Annotated in this window: 27 protein-coding genes and 1 tRNA gene; 12 read left to right on the top strand and 16 right to left on the bottom strand. The window is 55.8% G+C overall.

What is annotated here, in order from left to right:
* Positions 1-61 precede the first annotated feature (61 nt).
* A tRNA-Trp gene (locus AC2FLE_RS07570) sits at positions 62-137 on the top strand.
* A 144-nt stretch (positions 138-281) separates the two neighbouring features.
* On the opposite strand, the gene AC2FLE_RS07565 is transcribed toward AC2FLE_RS07570, so the two are convergent.
* Positions 282-1,301 carry a hypothetical protein gene (locus tag AC2FLE_RS07565; protein ID WP_496691697.1) on the bottom strand — a complete coding sequence of 340 codons (1,020 nt, stop codon included), beginning with the start codon at positions 1,299-1,301 and terminating at the stop codon, positions 282-284.
* A 73-nt stretch (positions 1,302-1,374) separates the two neighbouring features.
* A complete protein-coding gene (locus AC2FLE_RS07560; protein ID WP_496696209.1) occupies positions 1,375-2,256 on the bottom strand; it encodes an EamA family transporter in 882 nt (293 codons plus the stop codon).
* Positions 2,257-2,333: 77 nt separating this feature from the next.
* On the opposite strand from AC2FLE_RS07560, the gene AC2FLE_RS07555 reads away from it, so the two are divergent.
* The 3 genes from AC2FLE_RS07555 (at position 2,334) to AC2FLE_RS07545 (ending at position 4,817) form a co-directional block, all read left to right on the top strand.
* Positions 2,334-2,816: a MarR family winged helix-turn-helix transcriptional regulator gene (locus AC2FLE_RS07555; protein ID WP_496696208.1), complete on the top strand. Its 483-nt coding sequence runs from the start codon at positions 2,334-2,336 to the stop codon at positions 2,814-2,816.
* A gap of 162 nt (positions 2,817-2,978) precedes the next feature.
* Positions 2,979-4,118 (top strand): LPS export ABC transporter permease LptF, encoded by a 1,140-nt coding sequence (gene lptF / locus AC2FLE_RS07550; RefSeq protein ID WP_142635808.1) that lies wholly within the window; start codon positions 2,979-2,981, stop codon positions 4,116-4,118.
* A gap of 108 nt (positions 4,119-4,226) precedes the next feature.
* Positions 4,227-4,817: an HD domain-containing protein gene (locus tag AC2FLE_RS07545; RefSeq protein ID WP_496696206.1), complete on the top strand. Its 591-nt coding sequence runs from the start codon at positions 4,227-4,229 to the stop codon at positions 4,815-4,817.
* On the opposite strand, the gene speB is transcribed toward AC2FLE_RS07545, so the two are convergent.
* The 10 genes from speB to AC2FLE_RS07495 form a co-directional block, all read right to left on the bottom strand.
* Positions 4,814-5,656: an agmatinase gene (gene speB / locus AC2FLE_RS07540; RefSeq protein ID WP_496696204.1), complete on the bottom strand. Its 843-nt coding sequence runs from the start codon at positions 5,654-5,656 to the stop codon at positions 4,814-4,816. The two genes, AC2FLE_RS07545 and speB, sit on opposite strands and share 4 nt — an antisense overlap.
* Positions 5,653-6,822 (bottom strand): carboxynorspermidine decarboxylase, encoded by a 1,170-nt coding sequence (gene nspC / locus AC2FLE_RS07535; protein WP_496696202.1) that lies wholly within the window; start codon positions 6,820-6,822, stop codon positions 5,653-5,655. The genes speB and nspC overlap by 4 nt, the downstream gene beginning before the upstream one ends.
* A gap of 85 nt (positions 6,823-6,907) precedes the next feature.
* Positions 6,908-8,131: a saccharopine dehydrogenase family protein gene (locus AC2FLE_RS07530; protein ID WP_496696201.1), complete on the bottom strand. Its 1,224-nt coding sequence runs from the start codon at positions 8,129-8,131 to the stop codon at positions 6,908-6,910.
* A 21-nt stretch (positions 8,132-8,152) separates the two neighbouring features.
* Positions 8,153-10,042: a biosynthetic arginine decarboxylase gene (gene speA, locus AC2FLE_RS07525; protein ID WP_496696199.1), complete on the bottom strand. Its 1,890-nt coding sequence runs from the start codon at positions 10,040-10,042 to the stop codon at positions 8,153-8,155.
* A 99-nt stretch (positions 10,043-10,141) separates the two neighbouring features.
* On the bottom strand, positions 10,142-11,224 hold the full coding sequence (locus tag AC2FLE_RS07520; protein WP_496696198.1) for a DUF1513 domain-containing protein: 1,083 nt from the start codon (positions 11,222-11,224) through the stop codon (positions 10,142-10,144).
* 3 nt (positions 11,225-11,227) lie between these two features.
* Positions 11,228-12,238 (bottom strand): imelysin family protein, encoded by a 1,011-nt coding sequence (locus AC2FLE_RS07515; RefSeq protein WP_496696196.1) that lies wholly within the window; start codon positions 12,236-12,238, stop codon positions 11,228-11,230.
* The gene (locus tag AC2FLE_RS07510) at positions 12,238-13,779 is read right to left on the bottom strand and encodes a di-heme oxidoreductase family protein (protein ID WP_496696195.1); all 1,542 of its coding nucleotides are present in this window, start codon (positions 13,777-13,779) and stop codon (positions 12,238-12,240) included. Before AC2FLE_RS07510 ends, AC2FLE_RS07515 begins: the two co-directional genes overlap by 1 nt.
* Positions 13,739-14,224: a bacterioferritin gene (gene bfr, locus AC2FLE_RS07505; RefSeq protein WP_142635826.1), complete on the bottom strand. Its 486-nt coding sequence runs from the start codon at positions 14,222-14,224 to the stop codon at positions 13,739-13,741. The genes AC2FLE_RS07510 and bfr overlap by 41 nt, the downstream gene beginning before the upstream one ends.
* On the bottom strand, positions 14,172-14,465 hold the full coding sequence (locus AC2FLE_RS07500) for a (2Fe-2S)-binding protein (protein WP_142635828.1): 294 nt from the start codon (positions 14,463-14,465) through the stop codon (positions 14,172-14,174). The genes bfr and AC2FLE_RS07500 overlap by 53 nt, the downstream gene beginning before the upstream one ends.
* Positions 14,466-14,593: 128 nt before the next feature.
* Positions 14,594-15,865 (bottom strand): imelysin family protein, encoded by a 1,272-nt coding sequence (locus AC2FLE_RS07495; RefSeq protein WP_496696193.1) that lies wholly within the window; start codon positions 15,863-15,865, stop codon positions 14,594-14,596.
* A 231-nt stretch (positions 15,866-16,096) separates the two neighbouring features.
* Between AC2FLE_RS07495 and AC2FLE_RS07490 the strand changes: the two genes are divergently transcribed.
* On the top strand, positions 16,097-16,636 hold the full coding sequence (locus AC2FLE_RS07490; RefSeq protein WP_496696192.1) for a ZrgA family zinc uptake protein: 540 nt from the start codon (positions 16,097-16,099) through the stop codon (positions 16,634-16,636).
* A 57-nt stretch (positions 16,637-16,693) separates the two neighbouring features.
* Here the strand turns inward: AC2FLE_RS07490 and AC2FLE_RS07485 are convergent, their stop codons facing one another.
* The 4 genes from AC2FLE_RS07485 to AC2FLE_RS07470 form a co-directional block, all read right to left on the bottom strand.
* Positions 16,694-17,230 (bottom strand): bacteriocin fulvocin C-related protein, encoded by a 537-nt coding sequence (locus AC2FLE_RS07485; RefSeq protein WP_496696190.1) that lies wholly within the window; start codon positions 17,228-17,230, stop codon positions 16,694-16,696.
* A gap of 285 nt (positions 17,231-17,515) precedes the next feature.
* Positions 17,516-18,577, bottom strand: coding sequence for a YeeE/YedE family protein (locus AC2FLE_RS07480; RefSeq protein WP_496696188.1), 1,062 nt, complete (start codon positions 18,575-18,577; stop codon positions 17,516-17,518).
* Positions 18,578-18,618: 41 nt separating this feature from the next.
* Positions 18,619-18,927: an ArsR/SmtB family transcription factor gene (locus AC2FLE_RS07475; RefSeq protein ID WP_142635976.1), complete on the bottom strand. Its 309-nt coding sequence runs from the start codon at positions 18,925-18,927 to the stop codon at positions 18,619-18,621.
* A 100-nt stretch (positions 18,928-19,027) separates the two neighbouring features.
* Positions 19,028-19,402, bottom strand: coding sequence for a hypothetical protein (locus AC2FLE_RS07470; RefSeq protein WP_496696187.1), 375 nt, complete (start codon positions 19,400-19,402; stop codon positions 19,028-19,030).
* 80 nt (positions 19,403-19,482) lie between these two features.
* On the opposite strand from AC2FLE_RS07470, the gene AC2FLE_RS07465 reads away from it, so the two are divergent.
* From AC2FLE_RS07465 to soxB, 7 genes are all read left to right on the top strand, one after another.
* Positions 19,483-20,223: a cytochrome c biogenesis CcdA family protein gene (locus tag AC2FLE_RS07465; protein WP_496696185.1), complete on the top strand. Its 741-nt coding sequence runs from the start codon at positions 19,483-19,485 to the stop codon at positions 20,221-20,223.
* Positions 20,224-20,237: 14 nt separating this feature from the next.
* Positions 20,238-20,816: a thioredoxin family protein gene (locus AC2FLE_RS07460; protein ID WP_496696183.1), complete on the top strand. Its 579-nt coding sequence runs from the start codon at positions 20,238-20,240 to the stop codon at positions 20,814-20,816.
* A 131-nt stretch (positions 20,817-20,947) separates the two neighbouring features.
* The gene (soxX, locus tag AC2FLE_RS07455) at positions 20,948-21,424 is read left to right on the top strand and encodes a sulfur oxidation c-type cytochrome SoxX (protein WP_142635844.1); all 477 of its coding nucleotides are present in this window, start codon (positions 20,948-20,950) and stop codon (positions 21,422-21,424) included.
* 46 nt (positions 21,425-21,470) lie between these two features.
* Entirely contained in the window at positions 21,471-21,887 is a 417-nt protein-coding gene (gene soxY / locus AC2FLE_RS07450; protein ID WP_496696181.1) for a thiosulfate oxidation carrier protein SoxY, read from the top strand.
* A gap of 34 nt (positions 21,888-21,921) precedes the next feature.
* Positions 21,922-22,251 carry a thiosulfate oxidation carrier complex protein SoxZ gene (soxZ, locus tag AC2FLE_RS07445; RefSeq protein WP_142635848.1) on the top strand — a complete coding sequence of 110 codons (330 nt, stop codon included), beginning with the start codon at positions 21,922-21,924 and terminating at the stop codon, positions 22,249-22,251.
* A 70-nt stretch (positions 22,252-22,321) separates the two neighbouring features.
* Positions 22,322-23,167, top strand: a complete 846-nt coding sequence (gene soxA, locus AC2FLE_RS07440) for a sulfur oxidation c-type cytochrome SoxA (protein ID WP_496696179.1) — start codon at positions 22,322-22,324, stop codon at positions 23,165-23,167.
* An 87-nt stretch (positions 23,168-23,254) separates the two neighbouring features.
* Entirely contained in the window at positions 23,255-24,952 is a 1,698-nt protein-coding gene (gene soxB, locus AC2FLE_RS07435; RefSeq protein WP_496696177.1) for a thiosulfohydrolase SoxB, read from the top strand.
* The last annotated feature ends 12 nt before the right edge of the window (positions 24,953-24,964 follow it).

Here is a 24,964-nt window from a genome sequence, read left to right as displayed (position 1 = left end):
GGAGGAATCTGAAAAAGCCTCTTGAGTCCGCCGCGCGGCTGGCATATTTGAGGCGCACCTTAGGGGTATAGCTCAGTTGGTAGAGCGACGGTCTCCAAAACCGTAGGTCGCGGGTTCGAACCCTGCTGCCCCTGCCATTCTCTCCATTTCCAGAAGTTTGTGCCGCTTGGGCGGAATGGGACACGCGTGACCCTTTGCGCAGCCTAGCTGTTACAACTTGGACCAGCAGAGCATTCGACCGATGCGATAAACCGCGTTCTGGTTGCTCAACAAATCACGGTCTAACCCAAAATCGGTGATATGCCACCGGCAAAAGCGGCCAAGATTGGGGCCGTCAGGGCGAAGCCGGCGCGGATGATGTCACCTGTCCCTTCTGTCAGCTTATGCGACGATCTCCAGTCATCAATGTCGAATGCCTGGTCTGTGCCGCCCTGATTTCGGGCAGCCAAAGCGAGGTTAGAAATTCTTCCGTCCAGAAGGACTGCCACGGGAAGAAAGTAGCTGAGCATTAGCAAGCAAAAATATGTGCCGGTGAACAAGGCCGATGCGTTGAGCAATGCGCTATAGGCGGCCCTTTCTGATTCAGCGATCATGGGCAAGGGCCAGTACATCCAGCTTGCGGCAAAGAACATGCCGAAGGTCAGCACCAGACTGGACAGGTAGAGCTGCTGCCGCATCTGCCGCAGGTTTTGCGCCAGCTCAGCTGCGGTTGCTTCGATGTCCTGAGATTCATGCCGACCAAGACACAATATCATTCCGACAATCAGCGACCCGATCGCAAGGCCGGCCATTGCATTCACCAGGTCCAGAATACGGTTGAACAGTGAAAGAACAGGGGCCTGCCCGCATTTCCCAAACATCCAGCTATCTTCCGAACCGGAACATGCCGGTAAGGTGCCTTGCGACAATGCTGTTTCAAAAACGGCTTTGCCGATCTGGTGGTAAATCTGCGGGCTTTGGTCGGTCATATGCTTTTGAATGGTCGGCACGAGAGCCAGAAACACGATGGCGACTACAATCGCGATTGCCGCGATCCGGGTGTTTTTTTCGATCGGGCGTGACAGGGTCCGGAACAAGACTGCCACGGGCAACAAGGCCAGCGATAAAAAGAACCAGGACGCGGCAAGAAACCGAAATCGACCAACGGCTTCCTGCCAAGAGCTACCGCTCAACACAAAGTTTACTGGAACGTCCAGTTCATTGGCGATCATTTGGTTCTGGATCAGTTTATGGATTGCGAAAACACATACCGGCAGCAGGGCGATGGCAAAATAGCGCGGTTTTACTCGGCTTTTTGACACGTGATACCTTTCTAGCCCGGGCGTTGCACAGCACACAGTTTAGCACAAAACTCGTACATCGATGCCTGGAGTTTCAGGCGGGCTTTCTGATGGTGACAATCGAACGGCCGGTACGTTTGCCCATTTGCCCCAGCCAGACCGCCAGAAGTACAATACAGACACCGGCGATCTGCACAAAGGTCAGGTTTTGCCCAAGCATGACCCAACCAATCATTACGGCGGATAACGGGCTGAGAAAGCCAAGTGCCGAGACCGCAGAGGGTTCGATCCGGGCGAGGCCTCGGAACCACAGGATATAGGTCAGGGCAGCCCCGATGACGCTCAGATATCCAATTCCGAGAAGGCTGTTTGTTTCAAGCACTGGTAAGGCGGGCTCAAATATCAGTGCAAGCGGCACCAGCAACAGCCCGCCGGCGGTTAGTTGCCAAGCGGTAAATGTCAGCAGCGGCACCGGCGGTTGCCATTTGCGCGTCAGGACAGTTCCTGCCCCCATCGAAAGGGCGCCACCCAGTCCTGCGATCAGGCCAACCGTATCAAGATTGATAGCTGTTCCGAGGACAAGGCACCCGACGCCGATCACCCCCAGCAGCGCTGCGCCGACCGATCTCAGCCCAACCGGGGTGTTCAGCAGAAATGCCGACAGGAAGACTACAATAAGAGGTTGTACCGCGCCGACAGTGGCTGCGACCCCACCGGGGAGCCTGTAAGCCGCGACGAAAAGCAGGGTCCAGAACACGGTGAAATTGAGCGCGCCCAGAATGAATATGCGGCCCCACCAATGACCCCTTGGAAGTTGACGGGACAAAACTAGCAGCAGCAGTCCGGCAGGCAGCGCACGCAGCGCGGCCATCGTGATCGGATATCCGGCGGGCAAAAATTCGGTCGTAACATAATAGGTGCTACCCCAGATCAAAGGGGCAACAGCAGTTAGGGCGATGTCGGTTTGGTGTCTCATGGCGAATCCTTTTATCTTGACGTCAAGATATATTGTAAAATCTTGACGTCAAGATAAAGTTGGGCTAGCCAGAATTCATGGATCATGTGGAGCGAATTATCGCGCAGTGGAACAGTGCCCGGCCCGACCTGGATGTGGGGCCGATGGAAACCGTTGGTCGACTGACGCGGTTGGCGGTTCAGTTGCGAAGGGCGATGGAGCATACTTGGGCTCTTCATGACATGAACGCTGCCAGCTTTGATGTCCTTGCCACGTTGCGAAGGTCTGGCAAGCCAGAGGGTCTTTCACCTGGCGAGCTTTTGGAGCTTACAATGGTGACGTCCGGCACAATGACGAATCGCGTCGATCAACTGGTTAAGGCGGGGATGGTCGAAAGAGTGCAAAACCCTGAGGATGGCCGGGGCTTCCTGATCCGTCTTACCCAAAACGGATTCAAAGCGATTGAGGCCGCCGTTTCGGATCATGTAGAGACTCAGCGGCGCCTGGTTCAGGGTTTGTCCCTGCAACAGCGCGATCAGCTCAATCACCTGCTCAGATCGTTGTCTGAAACGCTGGACTGATCCGGGCAGGTAAGCATGCTGGACCGGGGTGCCAATTCCGATGTGGCATAAGCCGTTTTAGTGCGCACGGCTCAATTTCTATAATTCTTGGGCTATGCGGTTTCCTCGGTCAGGGGATTGGCATATTGTTCAAACGAATTTCAGGTAGCCGGATGAGGATACATGTCGCGCTTCGATGGATACTTCCTGCGGCAACTGCTGATTCTGTTCGGCTTTTTCACTCTGATTCTGGTGGGGGTTTTCTGGATCACCCGCTCGGTCAGCCTGTTTGACCGTGTCATCAGCGGTGGTCAATCGGCCATGGTGTTTCTTGAATTTACCGCTCTTACTTTGCCGACGCTGATCCGTACGGTGATGCCCATGGCCGTATTCGCAGCGGCCGTCTATGCCACCAACCGCCTGAGCCGTGAAAGCGAGCTTACGGTGATGCTGGCCACAGGTTCCAGCCCGTGGCGGCTGGCTCGCGCTGTGGTTCTGTTCGGTCTTGTTGCTGGTCTGATGATGGCCTCGATCAGTGTTTTCCTGCGCCCAGCCTCGGTCGATCTACTGGAAAAACGGCAGGCCGAAGTGGCGGGTGACGTCACAGCGCAGTTATTGAATGAAGGCGAATTCCTGCATCCTGCAAGTGACGTGACCGTCTATATTGGGGGGATTGATCTGGACGGGACTTTGCGCGAAGTCTTTGTTTCGGACCGGCGAGATAAAACCAGCCCGGTCAGCTATTCCAGCCAAACAGCTTATCTGGTCAATAACGGCTCGGGCATTCATCTGGTGATGGTTGACGGAGTTGCGCTGCGTCAGGACCGGCAGGGACGTACCCTGTCGTCTACACTGTTTCAGGACGCGTCCTATGACATCTCAGAATTGACGAGTACAGACAACGCGGCCGAGCGAAGCCTCGAGGCCATTCCCACCGCAGAGCTGTTGCGCGACCGGGCTGCGATCGCGGCAGCAGAAGGGTTCACTGAGGGCGCGTTGATCGACGAGCTGCATCAGCGATTTTCGTGGATCACCATTTGTATCGCGGTCGCAATGGCGGGCTATGCAACCCTTATGTTGGGCAGCTTTTCCAGATTTGGCCTGTGGCCACAGATTTTTGGAGCATTCATAATTCTGGTCCTTTTGGAAGGTATGCGTGGCTTTGTGTCCCCGTTGGTGATCGAAGACCCGAAATTGTGGCTATTGCTCTATTTGCCTGCCGTCATGGGCATATTGATCTCGTGCCTGTTTCTTTTGATTGCAGGTCGTCCGCTTCTGCGCGTGCGCGCAAGAAAACACTCGCGGGCATTGTCCCAAGCCTGAAGTTACGGCGCATTTCGGCGTAATGTTCTTCGGCCAAGCTAATTCGTTTTTTCGCTTAGGTTTTCTGCGTTAGGCTGCGGTTGGATGATCAGTCAAAAGGACCGGACCATGCTGGACAAAACCCACAAACCCACCTGGACCAGCTTTGAAGAGGCGACCAAGGCCGATTGGGACGCCGTCATGGAATACGAAGAGGCCTATAACGCCGCGTTGCCGGACAGGATACTTGATGCGATCCGTTCGCTGGACGAGGATTGGACGCCCTATCCCGTGAACCGCTATCAGCACAGCCTGCAGGCCGCGACGCGCGCCTATGAGGATGGGGCGGAAGAAGAGCTGGTCGTCGCAGCGCTGATTCACGACACCGGCGATATCCTGTCTCCCTATAACCATGGAGAGCTGTCAGCGGCGATGATGAAGCCCTATGTCAGCGAGAAAACCCATTGGATCCTCAAACATCACTGCGTGTTCCAGGGCTATTACTACAATCACCACCTGGGCGGAGACCGCAACGCCCGCGACAAGTACCGCGACAGTCCTTATTGGGAGACCTGCCGCTATTTCTGCCATGAATACGACCAAAAGGCGTTCGATCCGGATTACCCGACCAAACCGTTGGAGTTCTTCGAGCCGATGCTGCGCCGTGTCCTAAGCCGCGGCGAGGGGCATATGGAGTTGAACGAAACCGCCGAAGGTTAGCAGGCGGCCATCAGACGGTAGACGATCTGTGCGGCCGTAAAATCCCAGGCGGCATTGCCGTCCGGGGCGAGCTCGACCACGTCGAACCCCACGCATTTGCGCCCACGAAGGGCATGCTCGACCAGTTGTAGCGCCTGATAATAGCCCAAGCCGCCGGGCACGGGTGTTCCTGTGGCCGGCATTTGCGAAGGGTCCAGCCCGTCGACATCAAAGCTGACATAGACCAGTTCGGGGAAATCCTTAGGCAGATCGACCGCGTTGATGTTACCGGTGACCAGCTCCTCGGCATCAATGTGGAACACGCTGTTCTTCACCCGGCTCTGCGCCTCTTCGGTCGAAAAGGCCCGGACGCCGAATTGGGCCAGTCGGACTCCTTCTTGGGCCAGCAGGTGCATGACCGAGGCATGGCTGTGCTTTTCACCCTGATACGTGTCGCGCAGGTCCGCATGCGCATCAATCTGGACGATCCCGATCGGTTGGTTCAACGCGCGGGCCACACCCATCACCGCACCGTAGCTCAGCGAATGCTCACCGCCCAGAGTGACCGGCACTTTACCAGCGCGAATGGCGGCTTCGGTGCGCAGGGCAAGGCGTTCCATCACTGCAGGCATAGGGCCGTCACAGTTCAAGGGTTCCTCAGTGAAAATGCCCGCTATGCAAGGCTCGGCAAGGCCGGTAATGCGCTCCAGCTCGTTGCTGGCCTCGATGATCGCCGCCGGGCCACCGGCTGTACCCGAGCCGTAGGATACCGTGCGCTCCAGCGGTACTGGGATTACACGAAACCGGGCGTTTTCGGTCCGTTCCGATGTGGTCAATTCACTGTCGAAGAAAACGCTCATGAGAGCCTCTCTTTAAAGTCGTCATAGCCGAACTGTTTGATAATTTTCAACGCGCCGGTTTCGCTGTTCCACAGGGCGATTGTGGGCAGGGGGACACCGTTGAAGGTGTTGGTCTTGACCATCGAATAATGCGCCTGATCTAGGAAGGCAAAGCGTTGGCCGATCTCAAGCGGTTGGTCCCACGTATAGTCGCCGATCACATCCCCCGCCAGACAGGACGGGCCGCCCAGACGGTAGGTATGGCCTGCCTCGGCCTCGTCCATCAGGGCCGGGCGATAGGGGGCTTCGATCACGTCCGGCATGTGGCAGGTGGCCGAAATGTCGGTGATCGCAAGGGTCATGCCATTGGTCGGCAGGTCAAGGATTTCACCGACCAGAATCCCCGCATCCAGTGCCACAGCCTCGCCGGGTTCAAGATAGACGTCGACGTCATGGGTTTCGCGGATCTCCTTGATGAACGCGATCAACCCATCACGATCATAGTCGTCACGGGTGATATGGTGGCCACCGCCGAAGTTCAGCCATTTGAGATGACCCAGGAACGGGGCGAGTTTTGGTGCAACGGCTTCCCATGTGCGTCGCAAGGGCTCGAACCCTTGTTCGCAGAGGGTGTGCATATGCAAGCCATCGACCCCGGCCATGATTTCAGCGCTTAGATGGCTGACTGGCGTGCCCAGACGCGAACACGGCGCGCAGGGATCGTATTTGGGGATTTCACCTTCGGAGTGTTCGGGATTGATGCGCAGGCCGACCTGAACTTTGGCGGCCTGTGCTTTGGTCAGGAACCGGTCCTTTTGTGCGGGTGAGTTGAAGATGATGTGGTCGGACAGTGACAGGATTTCATCGATGTCAGCGTCTTTGTAGCCCGCGCAGAAGGTGGCGACTTCGCCGCCATATTCTTCGCGGCCTAAACGCGCCTCATAGATACCGCTGGCGCAGGTGCCGTCAAGATGTTGGCGGACCAGCGGCGCAAGCGAGAACATCGAAAACGCTTTGAGCGCACTCAGCACTTGCGCACCTGACTGACTGCCGACGTCGGACAAGATAGCCAGATTTTGCTCAACTGCTTTTTCGTCGACCACAAAGCAAGGCGTTGGCACGCGGCTAAGGTCGAAATTGCGGAAAGCACCGGCATCGCCTGCTTGGGTGGTCATCATGTCGGACATATCAGGCGTCTCCGAATTTGGAGAGGGCGGGGGCGCTGCCCCCCGGACCCCCCGAGGTATTTAGGGCCAGATGAAACTTGGCGGATCAGAACTCGACCGGGCCGTCCAGTTCGTGGACCTGCCACGGCAGGCCATGTTCGTTCAGCATGTCCATGAAATCATCGGGGTCGAGCTGTTCCATGTTCCAAACGCCGGGTTGCACCCAGTTGCCTTTGAGAACCTGCGCGGCACCGATCATGGCCGGAACACCAGTGGTATAGCTGACCGCTTGGCTGCCGACCTCGGCGTAGCATTCCTCGTGGTCACAGATGTTGTAGATGTAATATGTTTTCTCACCCGAACCATCCTTGGCCTGACCTGTAGCGATGTCGCCGATGCAGGCCTTGCCCTTGGTTTCCGCACCCAGATCGCCGGGATCAGGCAGCAGGGTTTTCAGGAACTGGATCGGGATGATTTCCTTGCCGTCATGCATTACCGGGTCGATGCGGGTCATGCCAACATTTTCCAGCACTTTGGCATGGGTGATATAGGCGTCGCCGAAGGTCATCCAGAAGCGGGCGCGCTCGATTTCGGGGAAGTGGGTGGAGAGGCTCTCCAGCTCCTCGTGATACATCAGGTACATGTTTTTGGGGCCGATGGCGGGAAAGTCGAACTCGACCTTATGGGTCATGGCGGGGGAGTGTTTCCATTCGCCGCCTTCCCAGTGGCGCACCTCGGCGAGAACCTCACGCAGGTTGATCTCGGGGTTGAAGTTGGTGGCGAATTCCTGATCGTTGCTGCCGCCATTGGCGTCCAGAACGTCGATCTGGCGGATCGTATCCAGCTTGTGTTTTCTCAACCACGTCGCAAAGACAGACGTCACGCCCGGATCAAAGCCCGAACCGAGGATGGCGGTCAGTCCTGCCTGTTTGAACCGATCGTGATAGGCCCATTGCCAGTGATACTCGAACTTGGCTTCGTCCTCGGGCTCGTAATTCGCGGTGTCGATGTAGTGGATGCCCGCCTCAAGGCACGCGTCCATCAGCACGAGGTCCTGATAGGGCAGGGCCAGGTTCACGAGGACCTCGGCACCGGTGTCCTTGATCAGTTTGACCGTGTCCGCGACCTTATAAGCGTCCAGCTCCGCAGTAGCGATATCAACGCCCACACGCTCTTTCACGGCCTTGGCAATGGCGTCGCATTTCGACTTGGTGCGGCTGGCCAGCGTGATTTCAGTGAAGATGTCCGAATTCATCGCCATCTTGTGCACCGCAGCGTGAGAGACGCCGCCCGCGCCGACAACCAGCGTTTTGCCACTCAAAGTTCCCATGGGGTCATCTCCTCTCGGGGGTTATTCGTAATAGGTGTAGCCATTGATCGAGTCGCGATATGCGCTCATCAGGGTTTTGCGGTCTTTGGCCAGCAGAGTACCGGTCGAGATCGCCTCGTCCACCATTTTGCGGAAGGCGGCGACACAGTCGGCCGGATCAAACTCGACATAGGACAGGACCTGACCAATGGTGTCGCCTTCTTGCTCGTGCAGCAGATCGAAACCGCCATCAGAGCGCAGGTCGATGGTAACCACGTTGGTGTCGCCGAACAGGTTGTGCAGATCGCCTAGCGTTTCCTGATAAGCACCAACAAAGAAGACGCCCATGAAGTATTCGTCATTCTCGGGCAGGGAATGTACCGGCAGGCTGGGCGAGACACCGTCGGCCAGAATAAACCGGTCAATCTTGCCGTCGCTGTCGCAAGTGATATCGGACAGCACCGCGCGGCGGTCGGGCGTTTCGTTCAGACCCTGCAGCGGCACGATCGGGTGTAGCTGGTCAATGGCCCAGACGTCGGGCAGCGATTGGAACAGTGAGAAGTTGCAGTGATAGATATCAGCCACTTTTTCCAACTGTTCGTCGACATCCGTGTCGAGCTCATCACTGGCAGCCAACGCCTTGAGGCGGGCCATCAATGACAGATAAATGCGTTCGGCGCGCGCCATCTGGCGCAGGTCGATATATCCGCGGCGGAACAGGGCGCGCAGCTCGTTGCGATAAAAAGTGGCGTCGTTCCAGCATTCCTGAAGACGGTCGCTTGAGAGGTATCCGTGCACGGCGGCAAGGTCCGAGACTAAGTGATGATCATCCGCCTCGACCTCAGGGCCGTCTGGCGCGTCATAAAGCGTGCTTTCCAGCACGTTGAAAACTAGCATGGATGAGGTCGCAACGATAGCGCGCCCGCTTTCGGTGACCAATGTGGGGTGCTCGACCTCGGCTTCATCCATGGCATAGGCCACGGTTTCGACCACGTTGGCGCAGTATTCTTCTACCGTGTAGTTGATCGAGTTTTCGGCGGCTTTCTTTTCGCCCGTGTAATCCACGCCCATGCCGCCACCCAAGTCCAGATGGGTCAGCGGTACGCCTTCGCGGGTCAGTTCGGTATAGTATCGGCAGGCCTCACCCACGGCGCGGCGCACGTCGTTGACGTCCTGCACCTGCGATCCAAGATGCGAGTGCTGCAGCTTCAGGCAGTGCAGCAATCCGGCGGCCTTCAGCTTGTCCACCGTGGCGACCAGTTGATCGGTGTTCATACCAAAGGCGGAACGGTCGCCCGAGCTTTCTTCCCATTTCCCGCTGATCTGGTTGGTCAGTTTAACCCGTACGCCGATCAGCGGTTCGATGCCCAGTTGGTTATAGACTTCGATCACCGTGTCGGCCTCTTTCGGGCTTTCCAGCACGATCACCGTATTGAACCCGATTTTACGGCTGAGGATGGCCAGCTGGATAAACTCGGCATCCTTGACGCCGTTGCAGACGATCAGCGCCTCATTGGCCAGACGATGGGCAAGCGCGACCACAAGTTCCGGTTTAGAGCCAGCCTCAAGGCCATAATTGTACTTCTTCCCAAACTCGACGATCCGGTCGACCACCTGAGCCTGTTGGTTGACCTTGATCGGAAAGACACCGCGATAGCTGCTTTTGTACCCAACCCGGGCAATCGCCTCTGCAAAGCTTTCGTTAATATGGACAATCTCGTGCTCCAGATAGGAGCTGACGCGCAGGATCATCGGAGCCTTGATGCCGCGATCGTCCAGATCACGCAGAATACCGGGCAGGCTGATTGCAGCAGTCTCTGGTGCAAGGGGATTGCGCAGACCGATTTCGCCGTCTTCCGTCACCTCGATGAGGTCTTTGCCCCATTTCTCAACCCCGTAGATGGAATGCGGTGCGTCGGGCGTCTGTTTCAATCAAGTCTGTCCTTAACCTAGGGTGCCTGCTTCGCGCCCGCCAATACGGCAGCAATTCGATTCGTCCAAGTGTAATCTATGTGACGGGTATTTCCGAATTTATACAGGCAGACCAACGGGAACCAGATGGTTATCCCACTGACAATCCGGCCGGGCGGAAATGCGGGCCTTGGCAGTAAGCGCTCCGACCAGCCCGGTGCCTGTGGTGAAGACAAAACCGGAAGGCCCGGCACCTAGGCCGCAGACATCCTCAAGCGGGGTCGTGTCTTTAAGTTGACCGGTCAAGCTGTCGAACCGGAGCAAACTGTTGCCGCGGGGGCAAGTGATGGCGATAGTTTTGCCGTCCCCGGCAAAAGCAATGCTGCCAGCGTAACCCTGCAAGGCACTTTGCACCGATTCCGGGGCTGCAAGCAGGCGCGGAGCCTCGCCTCTTTTGTGCAGTCCCAGCAAAGGCGGGTGGTTTGACTTGTTGCCCTGCCATTGCATTGCAAACCCGACCAGACCGTCGGATCGAACGGCAAGGTGCCGGATCGAATTTTTATGCAGTGTCCGGGGCAGCTCTATCTGTTTCAGGACCGAGCCTGACAGACTCAGATAACTTAGGCGCGGTTGCATGATGGGCAGATTCAGCTTGGTTCGGCCCATTTCAGGATGTGTTTCAATGCCGCCATTTGCGATGACCAGAGTTTCCCCATCCGGCATGAGCCGCATATCATGCGGCCCGACCCCGCCCGAAGAAAACTCGCCCAACCGCGTGTAGTCCTCCGAGTCCCAGACGCCAATCACACCTTCACCGGCCTCATAGTCGTTTTCGGTGGTGAACAGATGGGTTCCATCCCGGGAAAACACGCCATGGCCATAGAAATGGCGGCCTTTGGGAGCATCCATTCGTGCGGTTTGGGTTCCGCTCTTGCAATCGATCACCACGCCAAAGGTGCCAGGGCGGCGGGCGAAAGCCACGGCTTGCGCGCGTGAGGGATGCGCCGCAGCGGCATGGCCGCGCGCCGGCAGGGGGAGAGAGAATAAGATACCGCCGTCAGAACTCAGGCCCGCCAGCCGATAGGTACCGTCCGGAAACAGCGCCGCCGCCAGGAAATCTGGCGCGCCGACAGTCGACCAACCTTGTGTTGGGGCAAGGCTAGCTGCAGCCAGGCCCGCAAGGAATTGACGGCGGCTTGTCATGGCTTAGTCCCCGTCCAGCGAATTGAATCCGGCACTGATACCCAAGGTCGGGCCCAGCTCGGTTGCTGCAATCGTGCGGATGTCGTTGATCATCTGCTGCAAGGCTTCGACCCGTATCCGACCCGAAGGTGTCGAGACACCGGCCAGTGTAGGGTCGTCTAACTCACGCGTGCGGATGATAGCCTTGTCGAACGCATTATCCAAATCAGCGGCAATCTGCGGATGATCTGCGGACAGCCCGGTGGCCAGATCGCGCAGCGTGATCAATGACAGTTCGACCTGGCGTAGTGACCGTTCAGACCTTCGCGCTTCGGCCCGATTGGGACGGGGGCGCTCTAGGGTGCCCATGGGGCGCCCAAGGCGTGTTTCGGCAGTGAATTCCAATCCGGTGATCAGAGCTTTGTAAAGTTCCTGCATGGCCTCATCAGCAGACCGGTAAGGACTGTCTCCGCCGGGCATGGTCAGGTTGGCAGAGAAAGGTTGCCAGTCGTGGTCCATCGCCTTCGCATTGCGGTTTATATCTGCAGCAATCGCCCGGATCAAAGCGCATCGATAGGCCCTGTCGCCCTGATCCGCGAGGGCTGGGTCGAATAGCATCAATTCAAGTGCAAGAAACCCGCGTCCCGCGATCGAAGCCTCGGCATAAGCCTCGGGGGTGTCAACCACCGCGTCTTGGGTGGCAATCAGGCCGGATAGGGTTTTGGGTGTAAACCCTTTTGTGTCTGGCCAGAATGCCATCGCAAATGCGCGGTCATCGACCTCGGAGGGGCCAAAGCGCAAGTGGCTTACCGTGACCCAGCGGTCGAATGCCAGGTGATAGGCTGCACGAAGGTTCGGTGAAACGGCTGTGCAATCCGCCTGCGCTGCCGCATCCAGCGCAGCTGTTGCGTCAGATAGCTGTGCGTATCCGGGAAGAATGTGCCCTTCAACAACATCTGTCAGGATCTGGCTGGGATTTTGCGCCAAGGCTGACAGGGGCAGAATAAGGGCAATGGCCAGGCCGAGGGCACGCATCAGAGGCTCTCCAGAAAGCGGATCAAAGCGTCGCGGTCGGGTTTTGGCATAGACACAACGGAGTCGCGCGCCGGTTGTGCCTCTCCGCCGTGCCACAAAATAGCTTCCAACAGCGACTGCGCCCGCCCGTCATGCAGAAATTGTGTGTGGCCAGAGACCTGCCCCGTCAGGCCGACCCCCCAAAGCGGGGGCGTGCGCCATTCCCGGCCTGTTGCGCGTGCTTCGGGTCGATTGTCGGCCAGACCATCGCCCATGTCATGCAACAGAAGATCCGTATAGGGCCAGATCAGCTGAAAACTGTGCTCGGGCCGGTCGTCCATCCGGTGGGTGACATAGGATGGCGTGTGGCACGAGGCGCAGCCGGTATCGAAGAACACCTGCTTGCCGTGCAGGACCTGCGGGTCACCGATATCGCGCCGCGCGGGTACGCCCAGATTGCGGCTGTAAAACGCAACGAGGTCCATGCCCAGTTGGTCGATTTCAAACACGCGGTCATCGTTGTCCCCATGGGGCGCGCCGACGCAATCCACCTGCAATTCCGTACACTCCCCATGGCCAGCAGGGTAAAGCGGGCTTGAGATGCCGATATCCCCTGCAAAAGCTGCAGCAGACTGCTCCATTATCGTAGGCATCCCGGCTTTGTGGCCGAACCGGCCCATCATCGGTTCACCGTATTCGGTTGACCAAACGATGTTGGGGCGGCCGGAAATACCATCGCCATCCGCGTCATCCGCGTCGGCTTGGGCCAGCAGGTCCTGCACGGGAATTGCCTCAAGCAATCCCAGACCGATCATCTGCGGAGCCACGCGCGGGCTCAGCATCGCCTCGGGGTGCAGCGGGCCATATCCAAGATCCGCCGCGGTATAGGTCGGGCTGCGGAGAATGACCGTTTCGCCGTCTGATAGCGCGACAGGAAGGTCTTCATAGGTTATGTCCAGCCGGTACTCGGCAGGGTGGCCCGCAAGGGCCAGATCCTGCATCTGCCCGCCGTAATTGGGTTCGGGCTGAGTGGCGATGTAGTCCGCGATTTCATCGATTGCGCCGCCACCGGGGATTGAGACCCGAAGAAACATCGAAACAGCCCCGTCATCGGGCCCATTTGGTGTGTGGCCGCGCCCGTCCTTGATGTGACATCGTTGGCAAGAGCGCGCGTTGTACAATGGCCCCAAACCGTCCGAGGCCAGGGTCGAGGAAGGCGAAGACACCCAGATTTTCTTGAACAGCCCGTTGCCGACCTTGAAATCCAGTTCCTGTTCGAATTTCAGATTGCCCGAAGGTTGCGAAAATGCATCTGCGTCCTGACGTGCCCTTACGGTTGCGGCACCGGCGGGCAGGTCCTCGAACCGTTGCGCGGCGTCGAAATCCGTTGGCGCGGCGATCACATCCGCGATCCGGGCCTTTTCATCTTCGGTTCTGGGTTGGAAGTTGAGATGCAGATCCTGCAGTTCAGCGGACAGGATCGGGGTGGCTGCAATCGCAGCCACCGCCACAAGCGAGAGCTTACTCGCCTTCGTCCATTTTCGATGCGTTAAGTTGCGCATAATTGGCTTCGCCAATCCTTTCGTACAAATCAAGCTGTGTTTCGAGGAAGTCGATATGGCCTTCTTCGTCACTGATCAGGTTCTCGAACAGAGACATAGTGACGTAGTCGCCCGCCTCTCGACAATATTCACGGGCCTCAACGTACAGGGCGCGCGCATCATTCTCGGCAGCCAAATCACATTCCAGAGTTTCCTTCGGGGTCTGTCCAATCCGAAGCGGGTCCAGTTTCTGCAGGTTGGGGTGACCTTCCAGAAAGATTATGCGCTCGATCAGCTTGTCGGCATGACCCATCTCTTCGATGCTTTCCTCACGGCTTTTCTTTGCCATGTGGGTCAGGCCCCAATCCTCTTGCAGACGGTAATGCAGCCAATACTGGCTGACTGCCGTCAATTCATGCCGCAGAGATTTGTTGAGGTATTCTATGACTTTGGGATCGCCCTTCATCTACACTCTCCTGTGATGCCTTGGTGCGTAATGCACAAAGCTGCATGGGGACTTCCAGATTATCGCTGGCGCGCATGGTGTCTAGGAAAAGCGGCATGCATCCGCCACAATCCGCTGATTTTCCAAGGGCATGATAGATCTTGCCAGGGGTTATGACTGCCCTAGGGTCGGAAACGCGCATCCAGTCGATGGCGGCATGAATCTCGGTGTCTGTGATCTTGGTGCAATGGCAGACGATCATGGAGGTGGCGCTCTGGATTGTATTCTGACTATATTAGTCAGTTATTAACTGCGTGTCCTGCGGCATACTGTCAGTTAGCCGAAAAAAAGTTGGGGGCGGGATAGTCCTCCGCCCCCGAACCGCTAGGTTTACTGGAAAACAGCCGTCGGGTTGTCCAGGCTTTCTGATCCTTCGAACTCAATCTGATCGACGTCCAGAATGGTGACGATCCGCTCGATTGTCTTGGTCTGGTCCACCAGCCCGTTCACACCGCCCATGATCAAAACTTCGCCACCTTCGTTGCCGCGTTCCAGCATCTGGTCATAGGCGAACCCGGCCTCGGCTGTGGATTTGATCCGACCCAGCGCCTGCATTGTGTTGGCCAGCTTCAGCTTCATCTCGGCGTCCAGAGATGGGTCGGAGGCAATCACCAAGTCCGAAAGCGATGCGCCGCTGACAGGAGTTCCGTCGATGCGGGTATAGCTGCCTAAATAGACGTTCTGAATGCCAAGACCATCATAGTAGTGGCTGTTATGTGTGTTGTCCGAGAAGCAGTCATGCTCTTCCTCGGGATCGTTCAACATCAAGCCAAGACGCATCCGCTCACCGGCCTGCTCACCATAGGACAGCGAGCCCATTCCGGTGAGGATCGCGCTTATTCCTGCGCTCTCATTTTCGGTCAGGGCGGTTCGTGCCGCGCCTCCGTCCTGCCACTGGGTCGCCATCCATTCCAAATCGGTGACCAGCAGTTCAGTCACGGCCTCAAGGTACTGGGCGCGGCGGTCACAGTTACCGCCGGTGCAGGCATCACCTTGGGCATAGTCCGTCCATGGACGGCTACCCGCGCCTTCACCGTGGCCGTTCAGGTCCTGGCCCCACAACAGGAACTCAATCGCGTGGTAACCAGTGGCGACGTTGGCCTCGATCCCGTCTGCCTCGTGCAAAGTGCCCGACAATAGTTCCGGGGTGATGTCGTTGGCATCGATTGGTTCGCCTGAAAGTTCAAAGCTTGGGTTGGCGATGACGTTCAATGCGGCGAACTCATTTTCGTCGCTCGGGCCGCCGTAGGTGGTGTCTACATAGTCGATCAAGCCCTCATCCAAGGGCCATGCGTTCACTTTACCTTCCCAATCATCAACGATCGCATTTCCGAACCGATAAACCTCGGTCTGCTGATAAGGGACGCGGGCCGCAATCCAAGCGGATCGGGCGGCATTCAGTGTTGCGTCGTTTGGCGCGGAAATCAGCGCGGTCACGGCGCGCTGCAGCGATTTGGCTGCAATCAGGCTGTCATCGTACTTCGCCTCGGCGATATTGGCGTATGTATTCAGAACATCTGCTTTCGAGGGGGTCTCGGTTGCAAAAGCAGAGGTGGCGGTCATCAGAGCCATGGCGCTTGTCAGGATCAGGGGGGTATTCATTGGGGGGTAGTCTTTCTTGTCAGATAACAATGGGTTCGCGCGATGCGACGTTCGGCCAATTAACTGATAGAAATAGTCAACTAAGTCAACCTGAGTTTTATAGTCAGGTAAATTGTGAGCGAAAATAGCTCATTCCTACCCAAATCTAGTGGGCTTTGGTGTATTGTGACGCGATTGCGCGAATGTTTTTTCAGTTTAGAGTCGCTTAGTTGATTCTTTTCAGATGGTTCCATGGTCATGAAGTTCTTAGTGTTTGTTTTAACGCTTTTCCCGGTAAACGCGTTGCCTCAGTCCCAGGTTGCAAATCAGCACGAGCATGGGCAGGGACGATTGGCGGTTTCCTTTTCGGAAGCCGGGATTTCAATTTCCCTTGTGGTTCCCGGTCTTGACGTCCTGGGGTTCGAAGGTCCAGCGGAAACCGAAGGCGATCAGGCCTCGGTCGCCGGAGCCATTTCCGAATTGTCTAACCCGCTTGATCTGTTCAGTTTGCCTGAAGAGGCGGGGTGTTTCACTGTCTCGGCCAATGTCACCCTGTCTGGTGAAGGGTTGGGACCGGTCGTAGACAACGGATCAAATGTGCATACCGAATTCAGGGCAGACTATCAGATGCAATGCCAGGACATGACGCATCTGGACCACGTCACCTTTCCTTATTTTGACCGCTTTCAACGTGCTGAATCTCTGATTGTTCAGATCGACAAATCCGGGAAGGTTGATCGTCACACCGTGACGCGCGACGCGCCTGATTTAGACCTCAACACAGGCCTGTAATTCGGCAAAGAATGCAAAGGCTTTGCTGCCGGAATAGGTAGAGCTTTCTTGCGTTCTTCAGCACCAGTTCCCAGTGCAAAGGCCATCGCATGTCTGAAGCCAGAGAACCCCGCATCCAACGTTAGTCTTCTTGCACCCACCGGCAAGGCATTCCTGCATTGCCCCACAATCATTGTGCCACCACATACAGGATCTCGAAGACGAACATGTGCAGGTAGGCGGCGCGCCTTTGGCAATTTCGATAATCGAGCTATCGCAAGCATTGTCGCCGAGTTGCTGCGTATATTTATGAAACACCGAGTGATCTGGAAAAACCTTCTCGATCACAGGCGACAACTCCTCAAGACGAGAAGTGGCCGTATGGTTCGCTTTGTCTTCCGAGTAGCAGTCAGGATTGAGTAACTCCTGAAGCTCGGAAAGTAATCGGCACTGAGACTTGTCAGACAGTGCCGCAATGCCTTCACTAAGCCGGTCTTGCCACACTGCCGCCTGAACAGCGGCGGGAAGGCAGTCAAAAATTGACTTCTGTTCGGCGATGTTCAATGCCGACAAGCCGATCCGAAATTTTGAGATAGATGATACGGGATTGTACATAGTAGCCCCCTTTTCTAAGGGGCCATCATAACACATTTTTCGTTTGCGCGTTTGTCCCGACCTTCTGAGGGCGCAGAGAACAGGCTGAAGCAAGGGCTCGATAAGCCTTGGTATGTCCTTAGAAGCTAGATCGAGGACGAAGTCGGAAAGAGAGCGTTTTGGCTTGCTTTTGTGATGGCAGAGTCGCCAGCACCATCACAAATTAACTGGGTTTCTTTAGGTCTTGGTACAGCGTATCAGCTGCACCGGTGCAAACCCGGATTCCCGCTGATTTGAACTGTGAACTCAACGCTCAGTTATGAAGGTCAATCCAGACACGAGCTGTCTCAATCCAATTGCGGCACCTGCAAAGATTGCAGCGAATGTTACGGGCGCGCTGTAGGCCAAAATTGAGAATGCAGATATGCCTTGCCCGACGCTGCAACCAACCGCGATGATCGCACCTGGACCCATAATCGCAGCGCCCAGCATTTGCCGCTTGAGTTCACGTGGATCTTCGCATGCTTCCCATCGGAAATGGCCCTTAGACCACGACCCCAGAAACGCGCCAATGAGAACACCGGAGACTGATCCGACCGCAAAGGACAAAGTGTTTCCGGACGCAGTCATAAGGTAGAATATAGTGTCACCCAGGGGTGCCGCGAAGGTATGGGTTTGCACCGGCTCACCATCGAAACCATGTGTCGCAACCCAATTCGTGCCAAGCCAGCCCGAAACGATTGCCAGTCCAACTACAGACCCCCAAAACACCTGTGCCGGAGTGCGGCGGAAGCGATGGCTTGCCAAAGCAAAAAACACCAAAGTAACACCGATAACAGAGCCAATGAGCCAAGCTGGAATAGAGGTCAACCGTTCGGCAAGAAAGCTAATGCTCTGGGGGCCATTGAGATCCATTTCCTCTGGAAATATCCATACCCGCAGATAGGCGAGGGGTCCGGACATTACGACGTAAGCGGAAAGACCCATGATCAAAACAATAACGAATGATCGAAGGTCACCACCTCCCAGCCTTGCCAGCGCGCCATAGCCGCAGTTACCGCAGATGGCCATTCCGTACCCGAACATGAGGCCCCCCACGATCGAACCGAGTGGGTTCCAGGTCTGCGCAAGATACCTTGTTCCGACAGGGTCAAGTCCCCCCAATGCCATAGCTGTGTGGCTGCCGACAATCGCAACACCGATTGCCATTGCCCACATGCGAAGCCGCCGGTCATCATCCGCGTAAAGGTAGTCTTCGATTGCACCCAACGTGCAAAAACGGCCGATGCGTGCGGCCAATCCCAATACGATGCCACCAATCAAACCGATCAGAGCAACGGTATTTGTGTCTCCCAATGCTTCGAGCATTGCCAGTCTCCTCCCAAAGCTGGCGGCTTTCTGACCGGCTTCTACTTCTCCCTGCAGAAAAGGTCGTAAACGACTTCCAGGATTTGGGTCGAACGATCATCAGCCAATCTGTAGTAGATCGTTTTCCCCTCGCGTCGTGTCTTCACCAAGCCCTCGAAGCGTAAGCGGGAGAGTTGTTGAGATACCGCGGCTTGACGCGCTGAGAGCATTTCCTCCATCTGCGTGACCGATTTTTCCCCTGACGACAGATAACACAAAATCATCAGGCGCCCCTCATGGCTGATTGCCTTGAGGAAATTTGACGCGGTCTGAGCATTCTCCATCATTCTGTCCATGTCTTCGGCGCACATGTCCTTGGAGAACACAGGCAGGTTCGAAGATTTGTCCAACAAGATCGCCTCGCTTTCATGGCTTCACGCATTCAAAACAGTTTATGTAATATACCGCAGTTTATCCAGAGGTCTCAATTAGTATCCCAGCGTCGCGCAGTAAAACGCCCAACACGCCCCAGAAAAAATCTTCTCCTGGATAGCCTTCGATTCGTCCGACCTCTCGGCCGTTGTCCAACAGAACAAAGGTTGGTGTGTAGTAGAGAGGCCGTTCCAATGTGATGTCGTCAGGCATGGCTGCGCGGATATCGACACGCCGAAGCGGTGCGGCATTTCCTTCAGGTGTCTTAGGGTAGATTTCTGAAATTTCGGAGTCCCAGCGGGCGCACCACATGCACCCATCTTCTTCTGCCATCAGAAGCGTCATTTCGGCCCGTAAAGCCACGGGAAAAACAAGCAACGTAATCGCAAACAAACGTAGGATTAGGTGGCGCATCCAAAGCTCCGATTGACCGCAGTGACGTATCTTTATAATTTTGAATGTGTGAATGATAGCGCGCCAGGACAGGTTTGACCATGCTCGACATTACATTTGCAGGAGCTTTGGTCGCCGGACTTTTGTCCTTTCTGTCGCCTTGCATCCTGCCAATTGTGCCGTTCTACCTCAGTTATCTGGCGGGTGTCGGGATGGAGCAGATTTCTGCGACATCCGCCATTTCCGGCGAGGTTCGCCGCCGGGCAACGCTTGCTGCAATCGCATTTGCGGCTGGAATCATAACCATCTTTATGGCTCTCGGGGCCACGGCTTCGATATTTGGTCAGCTGGTACGAGAATACTTCGATATTCTGCGTTGGATTGCTGCAGCCATCATCATAGCGATGGGCCTGCATTTCCTGGGGTTAATTCGCATCGGGTTCCTGTATCGGCAGTTTCGTGCAGATATTGGCGAGACATCAAACGTGAGCCTCACTGGGGCATATGTACTTGGATTGGCATTTGCTTTCGGCTGGACGCCCTGTGTTGGGCCAGTGCTCGCTGCAATTCTGTTTACAGCGGCCGGAACTGAAACGGCTTGGCGGGGCGCGGGGCTTCTGTTCGTTTACGGGGTTGGAATGACAGCACCGTTTGTTCTGGCAGCCTTTTTGGTTCGCCCCTTCATGCAATGGATGGTGCGGTTCAGGAAGCACTTGCTGCAGATCGAAATGGCAATGGGGGGGCTATTGATCCTGTTCGGGGTCCTGATCGCAACCAACTCGATCAATCACATCGCACAATGGATGCTGGACTATATGCCCTGGCTTGCGGCCATTGGTTAATCCAGGAGGAAGACATGAAACGCACTTTGTCAGTTTTGATCGCATGCATGATAGGGGCTGCAGTCTCTGCTGCTGATTTGGGCGACGATGGATTGCATAAAACACCGTGGATGCGTGACACGTTCAAAGATCTTCGCGAGGATCTTGAAGAAGCGTCAGGTGAAGGTAAGCGGTTGGTTTTGTTCATTGAACAACGGGGCTGCATTTACTGTAAAAAGATGCACGAAGAGGTTTTCCCACAGCCCGACATGGCGGCGTTTATCGAAGAGAACTTTTTTGTCGTCCAGCTAGATTTGCATGGAAGCACCACTGCCACTGATTTTGACGGAGAAGAGAGTGAGCAAAGAGCGCTGATGCGCAAATGGGGGATTCTGTTTACCCCAACGCTTCTTTTTCTGCCGGAAGAGGTGCCCGAGGATGCCTCAGCCATCGATGCTGCCGTTGCTGTAATGCCGGGAGCATTCTCCAAGGGAACAACCTTAGACCTTTTCATCTGGGTCGATCAGAAGCGATATGAACTTGATAATTGCGAAGATTTCCAAAGGTATCACGCGCGGCGCATTCAGGAGCGAAACAATATTTCGCAGGAGTGAGATTGGGCGTTACAGATAAAAAAATTCATTATGATGAATTTGATGTTGCGATAAACCATGTTCGTCGACTACGGTGCACAAAGTCTTTGGGTCGCAAAGCGCCACAGGCGCGGTAGCAAATGGGAGGGATCATGAAGCTGAGACTCTTAACACTGGCATCCGCTATGATGGGCGTTGCCGCATTTGCCGAAGAGACAAGTCCGAAAGACGTACCCTATGACGACTATGGTGCAATCGAGGTCTCTCTGACCGATGTAAATGGGGACGCGGCAAACGGTGCACTCATCGTTGGCGACAAGTCCAAAGGTAATTGCGTGGCATGCCACGCGGTCTCAGCTTTGGCGGACATTCCGTTTCATGGTGAGGTTGGCCCGATGCTGGATGGCGCCGGTGATCGTTGGACCGAAGCAGAGCTTCGCGGTTTAGTCGCAAACGCAAAAATGACGTTCGAAGGCACGGTAATGCCGGCGTTCTACAAGGATGACGGTTATATCCGGCCAGGCGATGCCTATACGGGCAAAGCGCCAACGGCGCCTTTAACGACGATCCTGACTGCACAGGAAATCGAGGACGTGGTCGCGTTTCTAGCGACACTGAAAGAGGAATAATCTCGCCTTCTGGCGTGACTTTTCGAAGATTCAAAGGAGATTGAAAATGGAACTCTCTCGCCGCGAGACTCTGGCCCTTGGGCTGGGCGCCGCGTTCCTGACAATTATGCCGCTACGAGCGAATGCAGCTGCTGAAGATGCGATCACCGCATTTTCAGGCGGGGCAGATGTGGCTAATGGCGGTGTTACACTGACGGCACCAGAAATCGCGGAAAACGGAAACACCGTACCAATCGAAGTCAGTGCTCCGGGCGCAGCTGCAATTCTGATCGTGGCCGCAGGCAACCCCGAACCGGGCGTGGCAACGTTCAATTTCGGCCCACTGGCTGCTGAACAAGCCGCTTCAACCCGCATCCGTCTTGCCGGAACGCAGGATGTCATTGCCGTGGCGAAGATGGCAGATGGCAGTTTTGCCAAAGCGTCCGCGACCGTAAAAGTGACAATCGGCGGTTGCGGCGGTTAATCGCCACGCGCCCTGAAGAACAGGAGATTAACCAATGGCATCCGGTGTAAAGCCCCGCGTCAAGGTTCCAAAGACAGCCGCTGCTGGCGAAGCTGTTACGATCAAGACACTGATCAGCCACAAGATGGAAAGCGGCCAGCGCAAGGATAAAGAAGGCAACGTCATCCCGCGCTCGATCATCAACCGTTTCACCTGCGAGTTTAACGGAGAAATGGTGATTGATGTGACTATGGAGCCTGCGATTTCGACAAATCCGTACTTCCAGTTCGAAGCAACCGTGCCCGAGGCCGGTGAGTTTGTCTTCACCTGGTACGATGATGATGGCTCAGTTTACGACGAGAAGAAAACGATCGAGATCGCCTGACGGCTCGACCACTAAGGAAGGTTAGCGCTGGTTGTGATTTCTGGCGCTGGCCCACCAAGGGAGGAACGTAATGAATACCAAGGCACTTACGGCGATCGCGGCTGTTCTGGCTTTCCCAGTGGCAGCAATGGCTGGACCGGACGAAGATAATCTTGTGATAAATGACGAGCTGAATATGACCTCGGTCACCGAGGCCTCGGCGCATCTGGAGAATTTGGACACGATCTATTCGGGTTGGCATTTCCGCACAGATGAAACTCAGGCACTGCAGATTGATGATTTTGACAATCCGGCAATGATCTTCGTCGATCAGGCAGCCGACCTCTATGAGGCAGTTGATGGTGCTGCAGGTGAAAGTTGTGCCTCGTGCCATGATGAAGTGGAAAGCTTCAAAGGACTGCAGGCGTCCATGCCCAAGGTCGATGCTGAAAGCGGCGAGCTGGTGGTTATGGAAGATCTGATCAACAAATGCCGTACCGATCGCATGGAGGCCGATGCCTGGAAATGGTCTGGTGGTGACATGCAGGGTATGGTCGCATTGATCGGTCTGCAGTCACGCGGGATGCCCATGAACGTTGCTATTGATGGTGATGCCGCGCCATTCTGGGAAGAGGGCAAGGAAATCTATTATACCCGCTACGGTCAGTTGGAACTGAGCTGCGCCAACTGTCATGAAGAAAACTGGGGCAATATGATCCGAGCGGATCACCTGAGCCAGGGTATGATAAATGGATTCCCTACCTATCGTTTGAAGCAGGCCAAACTGATCTCGCGCCACAATCGGTTCCGCGGTTGTATTCGCGATACGCGTGCGGAAACCTTTGCCGAAGGGTCGGACGAGTTCCGGGCACTGGAGCTCTATGTCGCATCGCGTGGCAACGGGCTTTCAGTCGAAACCCCAGCTGTACGTCAATAACGAATGACCCGCCTGGGCAATGCCCGGAGCGGGTTTTTCACTTATATAACATTCACACATTTATATGTGTAATAGGAAAGCTGATAGATGATTTCTCGACGTGACTTCTTGCAGGTTTCAATGGCGGCCTCGGCTCTGTTCGGAGCGTCCGGGTTTGGCAACTGGGCCAGGCTTGCTGCGCAGCAAAGTCTAACGCAGGATCAACTGCTAGAGTTCGAGACCTTTGGCAATATCAGCCTGATCCATGTCACCGACATTCACGCGCAACTCAAACCAATTTATTTCCGTGAACCCGAAGTCAATCTTGGTATTGGCGATGCAAGAGGACAGATGCCGCATGTTACTGGCGCCGCGTTCCGCAAGGCATACGGGATAGAAGATGGAAGCCCGTCGGCCTATGCGCTGACCTACACTGATTTTGAGTCACTGGCCAAGACCTACGGTCGGGTGGGTGGCTTGGATCGGGTCTCAACTGTCATCAACGCCATTCGAGCGGACCGTCCTGATGCGTTGCTTCTTGACGGGGGTGATACTTGGCACGGTTCTTACACCTGCTATCAGACGGCCGGTCAGGACATGGTTAACGTCATGAATGCGTTGAAACCCGATGCGATGACTTTCCATTGGGAGTTCACGTTGGGCAGTGATCGGGTCAATGAGATTGTCGAAGGTTTGCCTTTTGCCGCCTTGGGGCAGAACATTTTTGATGCGGAATGGGATGAACCCGCAGAGATGTTCAAACCCTACAAGTTCTTTGATCGGGACGGTTCCAAGATTGCGGTGATCGGACAGGCCTTCCCTTACATGCCGATTGCAAATCCGGGATGGATGTTCCCCGAATACTCGTTTGGGATCCGGGATGAGAACATGCAGGCAATGGTGGACGAAGTTCGCGATGCCGGCGCCGATGTCGTTGTTGTCCTAAGCCATAACGGCTTTGATGTGGATAAGAAGATGGCGGGTCGCGTTCAGGGGATAGACGTTATCCTCAGTGGCCACACCCATGACGCGCTGCCCGAGCCGGTTCTGGTGGGTAAAACGCATATCATCGCCTCTGGATCGAACGGCAAATTCGTCAGCCGTGTGGACCTCGATGTGCGGGATGGGCAGATGATGGGGCTAAAGCACAAGCTTATCCCGATTTTCTCTGATGTTATTGCACCAGATCCTGCGATCACTGCTCTGATAAATGATCAGCGCGCGCCTTATGAGGCGGCGCTGAGTGCGGTGATCGGCAAAACGGACTCGTTGCTGTACCGCCGCGGCAACTTCAACGGCACTTGGGATGACCTGATCTGCGATGCTCTGATCAATGAGCGTGAGGCAGATATCGCAATGTCGCCCGGCGTCCGTTGGGGGCCGTCAATCCTGCCGGGACAGGAAATAACGCGCGAGGATATTTGGAACGTCACCTCGATGTCCTATCCGAACGCCTATCGCACAGAAATGACCGGGGAGTTCATCCATGTCATCCTGGAAGATGTCGGCGACAATCTGTTCAATCCCGACCCCTATTACCAGCAGGGTGGCGACATGGTCCGCGTTGGCGGGCTGGGCTATCGGATTGACGTAACCAAGCCGCAGGGGCAGAGGATCAGCGACATGACGCTGTTGAAAACCGGTGAGGCGATCGACCCGGCCAAGTCCTATGTCGTGGCCGGTTGGGCCAGCGTCAACGAAGGCACCGAGGGTCCGCCGATTTGGGATGTCGTCGAAAACCATGTTCGCAACCTTGGCACCGTAACGGTGCAAGAGAACACCAGTGTCGAAGTAATCGGCGCTTAAGAAACCGATGGA

Source organism: Ruegeria sp. CDSA077 (assembly GCF_059612265.1).
The sequence above is the reverse complement of the archived record's forward strand: the minus strand, read 5'-3'. Positions and strand labels throughout refer to the sequence as shown.

Excerpts from the sequence above, each read along its gene's own strand:
- AC2FLE_RS07560 (WP_496696209.1), bottom strand. The coding sequence starts at position 2,256 with ATGAGACACCAAACCGACATCGCCCTAACTGCTGTTGCCCCTTTGATC.
- AC2FLE_RS07555 (WP_496696208.1), top strand. The coding sequence starts at position 2,334 with ATGGATCATGTGGAGCGAATTATCGCGCAGTGGAACAGTGCCCGGCCC.
- lptF (WP_142635808.1), top strand. The coding sequence starts at position 2,979 with ATGTCGCGCTTCGATGGATACTTCCTGCGGCAACTGCTGATTCTGTTC.
- AC2FLE_RS07545 (WP_496696206.1), top strand. The coding sequence starts at position 4,227 with ATGCTGGACAAAACCCACAAACCCACCTGGACCAGCTTTGAAGAGGCG.
- speB (WP_496696204.1), bottom strand. The coding sequence starts at position 5,656 with ATGAGCGTTTTCTTCGACAGTGAATTGACCACATCGGAACGGACCGAA.
- nspC (WP_496696202.1), bottom strand. The coding sequence starts at position 6,822 with ATGTCCGACATGATGACCACCCAAGCAGGCGATGCCGGTGCTTTCCGC.
- AC2FLE_RS07530 (WP_496696201.1), bottom strand. The coding sequence starts at position 8,131 with ATGGGAACTTTGAGTGGCAAAACGCTGGTTGTCGGCGCGGGCGGCGTC.
- AC2FLE_RS07520 (WP_496696198.1), bottom strand. The coding sequence starts at position 11,224 with ATGACAAGCCGCCGTCAATTCCTTGCGGGCCTGGCTGCAGCTAGCCTT.
- AC2FLE_RS07515 (WP_496696196.1), bottom strand. The coding sequence starts at position 12,238 with ATGCGTGCCCTCGGCCTGGCCATTGCCCTTATTCTGCCCCTGTCAGCC.
- AC2FLE_RS07510 (WP_496696195.1), bottom strand. The coding sequence starts at position 13,779 with ATGCGCAACTTAACGCATCGAAAATGGACGAAGGCGAGTAAGCTCTCG.
- bfr (WP_142635826.1), bottom strand. The coding sequence starts at position 14,224 with ATGAAGGGCGATCCCAAAGTCATAGAATACCTCAACAAATCTCTGCGG.
- AC2FLE_RS07500 (WP_142635828.1), bottom strand. The coding sequence starts at position 14,465 with ATGATCGTCTGCCATTGCACCAAGATCACAGACACCGAGATTCATGCC.
- AC2FLE_RS07495 (WP_496696193.1), bottom strand. The coding sequence starts at position 15,865 with ATGAATACCCCCCTGATCCTGACAAGCGCCATGGCTCTGATGACCGCC.
- AC2FLE_RS07490 (WP_496696192.1), top strand. The coding sequence starts at position 16,097 with ATGGTCATGAAGTTCTTAGTGTTTGTTTTAACGCTTTTCCCGGTAAAC.
- AC2FLE_RS07485 (WP_496696190.1), bottom strand. The coding sequence starts at position 17,230 with ATGTACAATCCCGTATCATCTATCTCAAAATTTCGGATCGGCTTGTCG.
- AC2FLE_RS07480 (WP_496696188.1), bottom strand. The coding sequence starts at position 18,577 with ATGCTCGAAGCATTGGGAGACACAAATACCGTTGCTCTGATCGGTTTG.
- AC2FLE_RS07475 (WP_142635976.1), bottom strand. The coding sequence starts at position 18,927 with ATGTGCGCCGAAGACATGGACAGAATGATGGAGAATGCTCAGACCGCG.
- AC2FLE_RS07470 (WP_496696187.1), bottom strand. The coding sequence starts at position 19,402 with ATGCGCCACCTAATCCTACGTTTGTTTGCGATTACGTTGCTTGTTTTT.
- AC2FLE_RS07465 (WP_496696185.1), top strand. The coding sequence starts at position 19,483 with ATGCTCGACATTACATTTGCAGGAGCTTTGGTCGCCGGACTTTTGTCC.
- AC2FLE_RS07460 (WP_496696183.1), top strand. The coding sequence starts at position 20,238 with ATGAAACGCACTTTGTCAGTTTTGATCGCATGCATGATAGGGGCTGCA.
- soxX (WP_142635844.1), top strand. The coding sequence starts at position 20,948 with ATGAAGCTGAGACTCTTAACACTGGCATCCGCTATGATGGGCGTTGCC.
- soxY (WP_496696181.1), top strand. The coding sequence starts at position 21,471 with ATGGAACTCTCTCGCCGCGAGACTCTGGCCCTTGGGCTGGGCGCCGCG.
- soxZ (WP_142635848.1), top strand. The coding sequence starts at position 21,922 with ATGGCATCCGGTGTAAAGCCCCGCGTCAAGGTTCCAAAGACAGCCGCT.
- soxA (WP_496696179.1), top strand. The coding sequence starts at position 22,322 with ATGAATACCAAGGCACTTACGGCGATCGCGGCTGTTCTGGCTTTCCCA.
- soxB (WP_496696177.1), top strand. The coding sequence starts at position 23,255 with ATGATTTCTCGACGTGACTTCTTGCAGGTTTCAATGGCGGCCTCGGCT.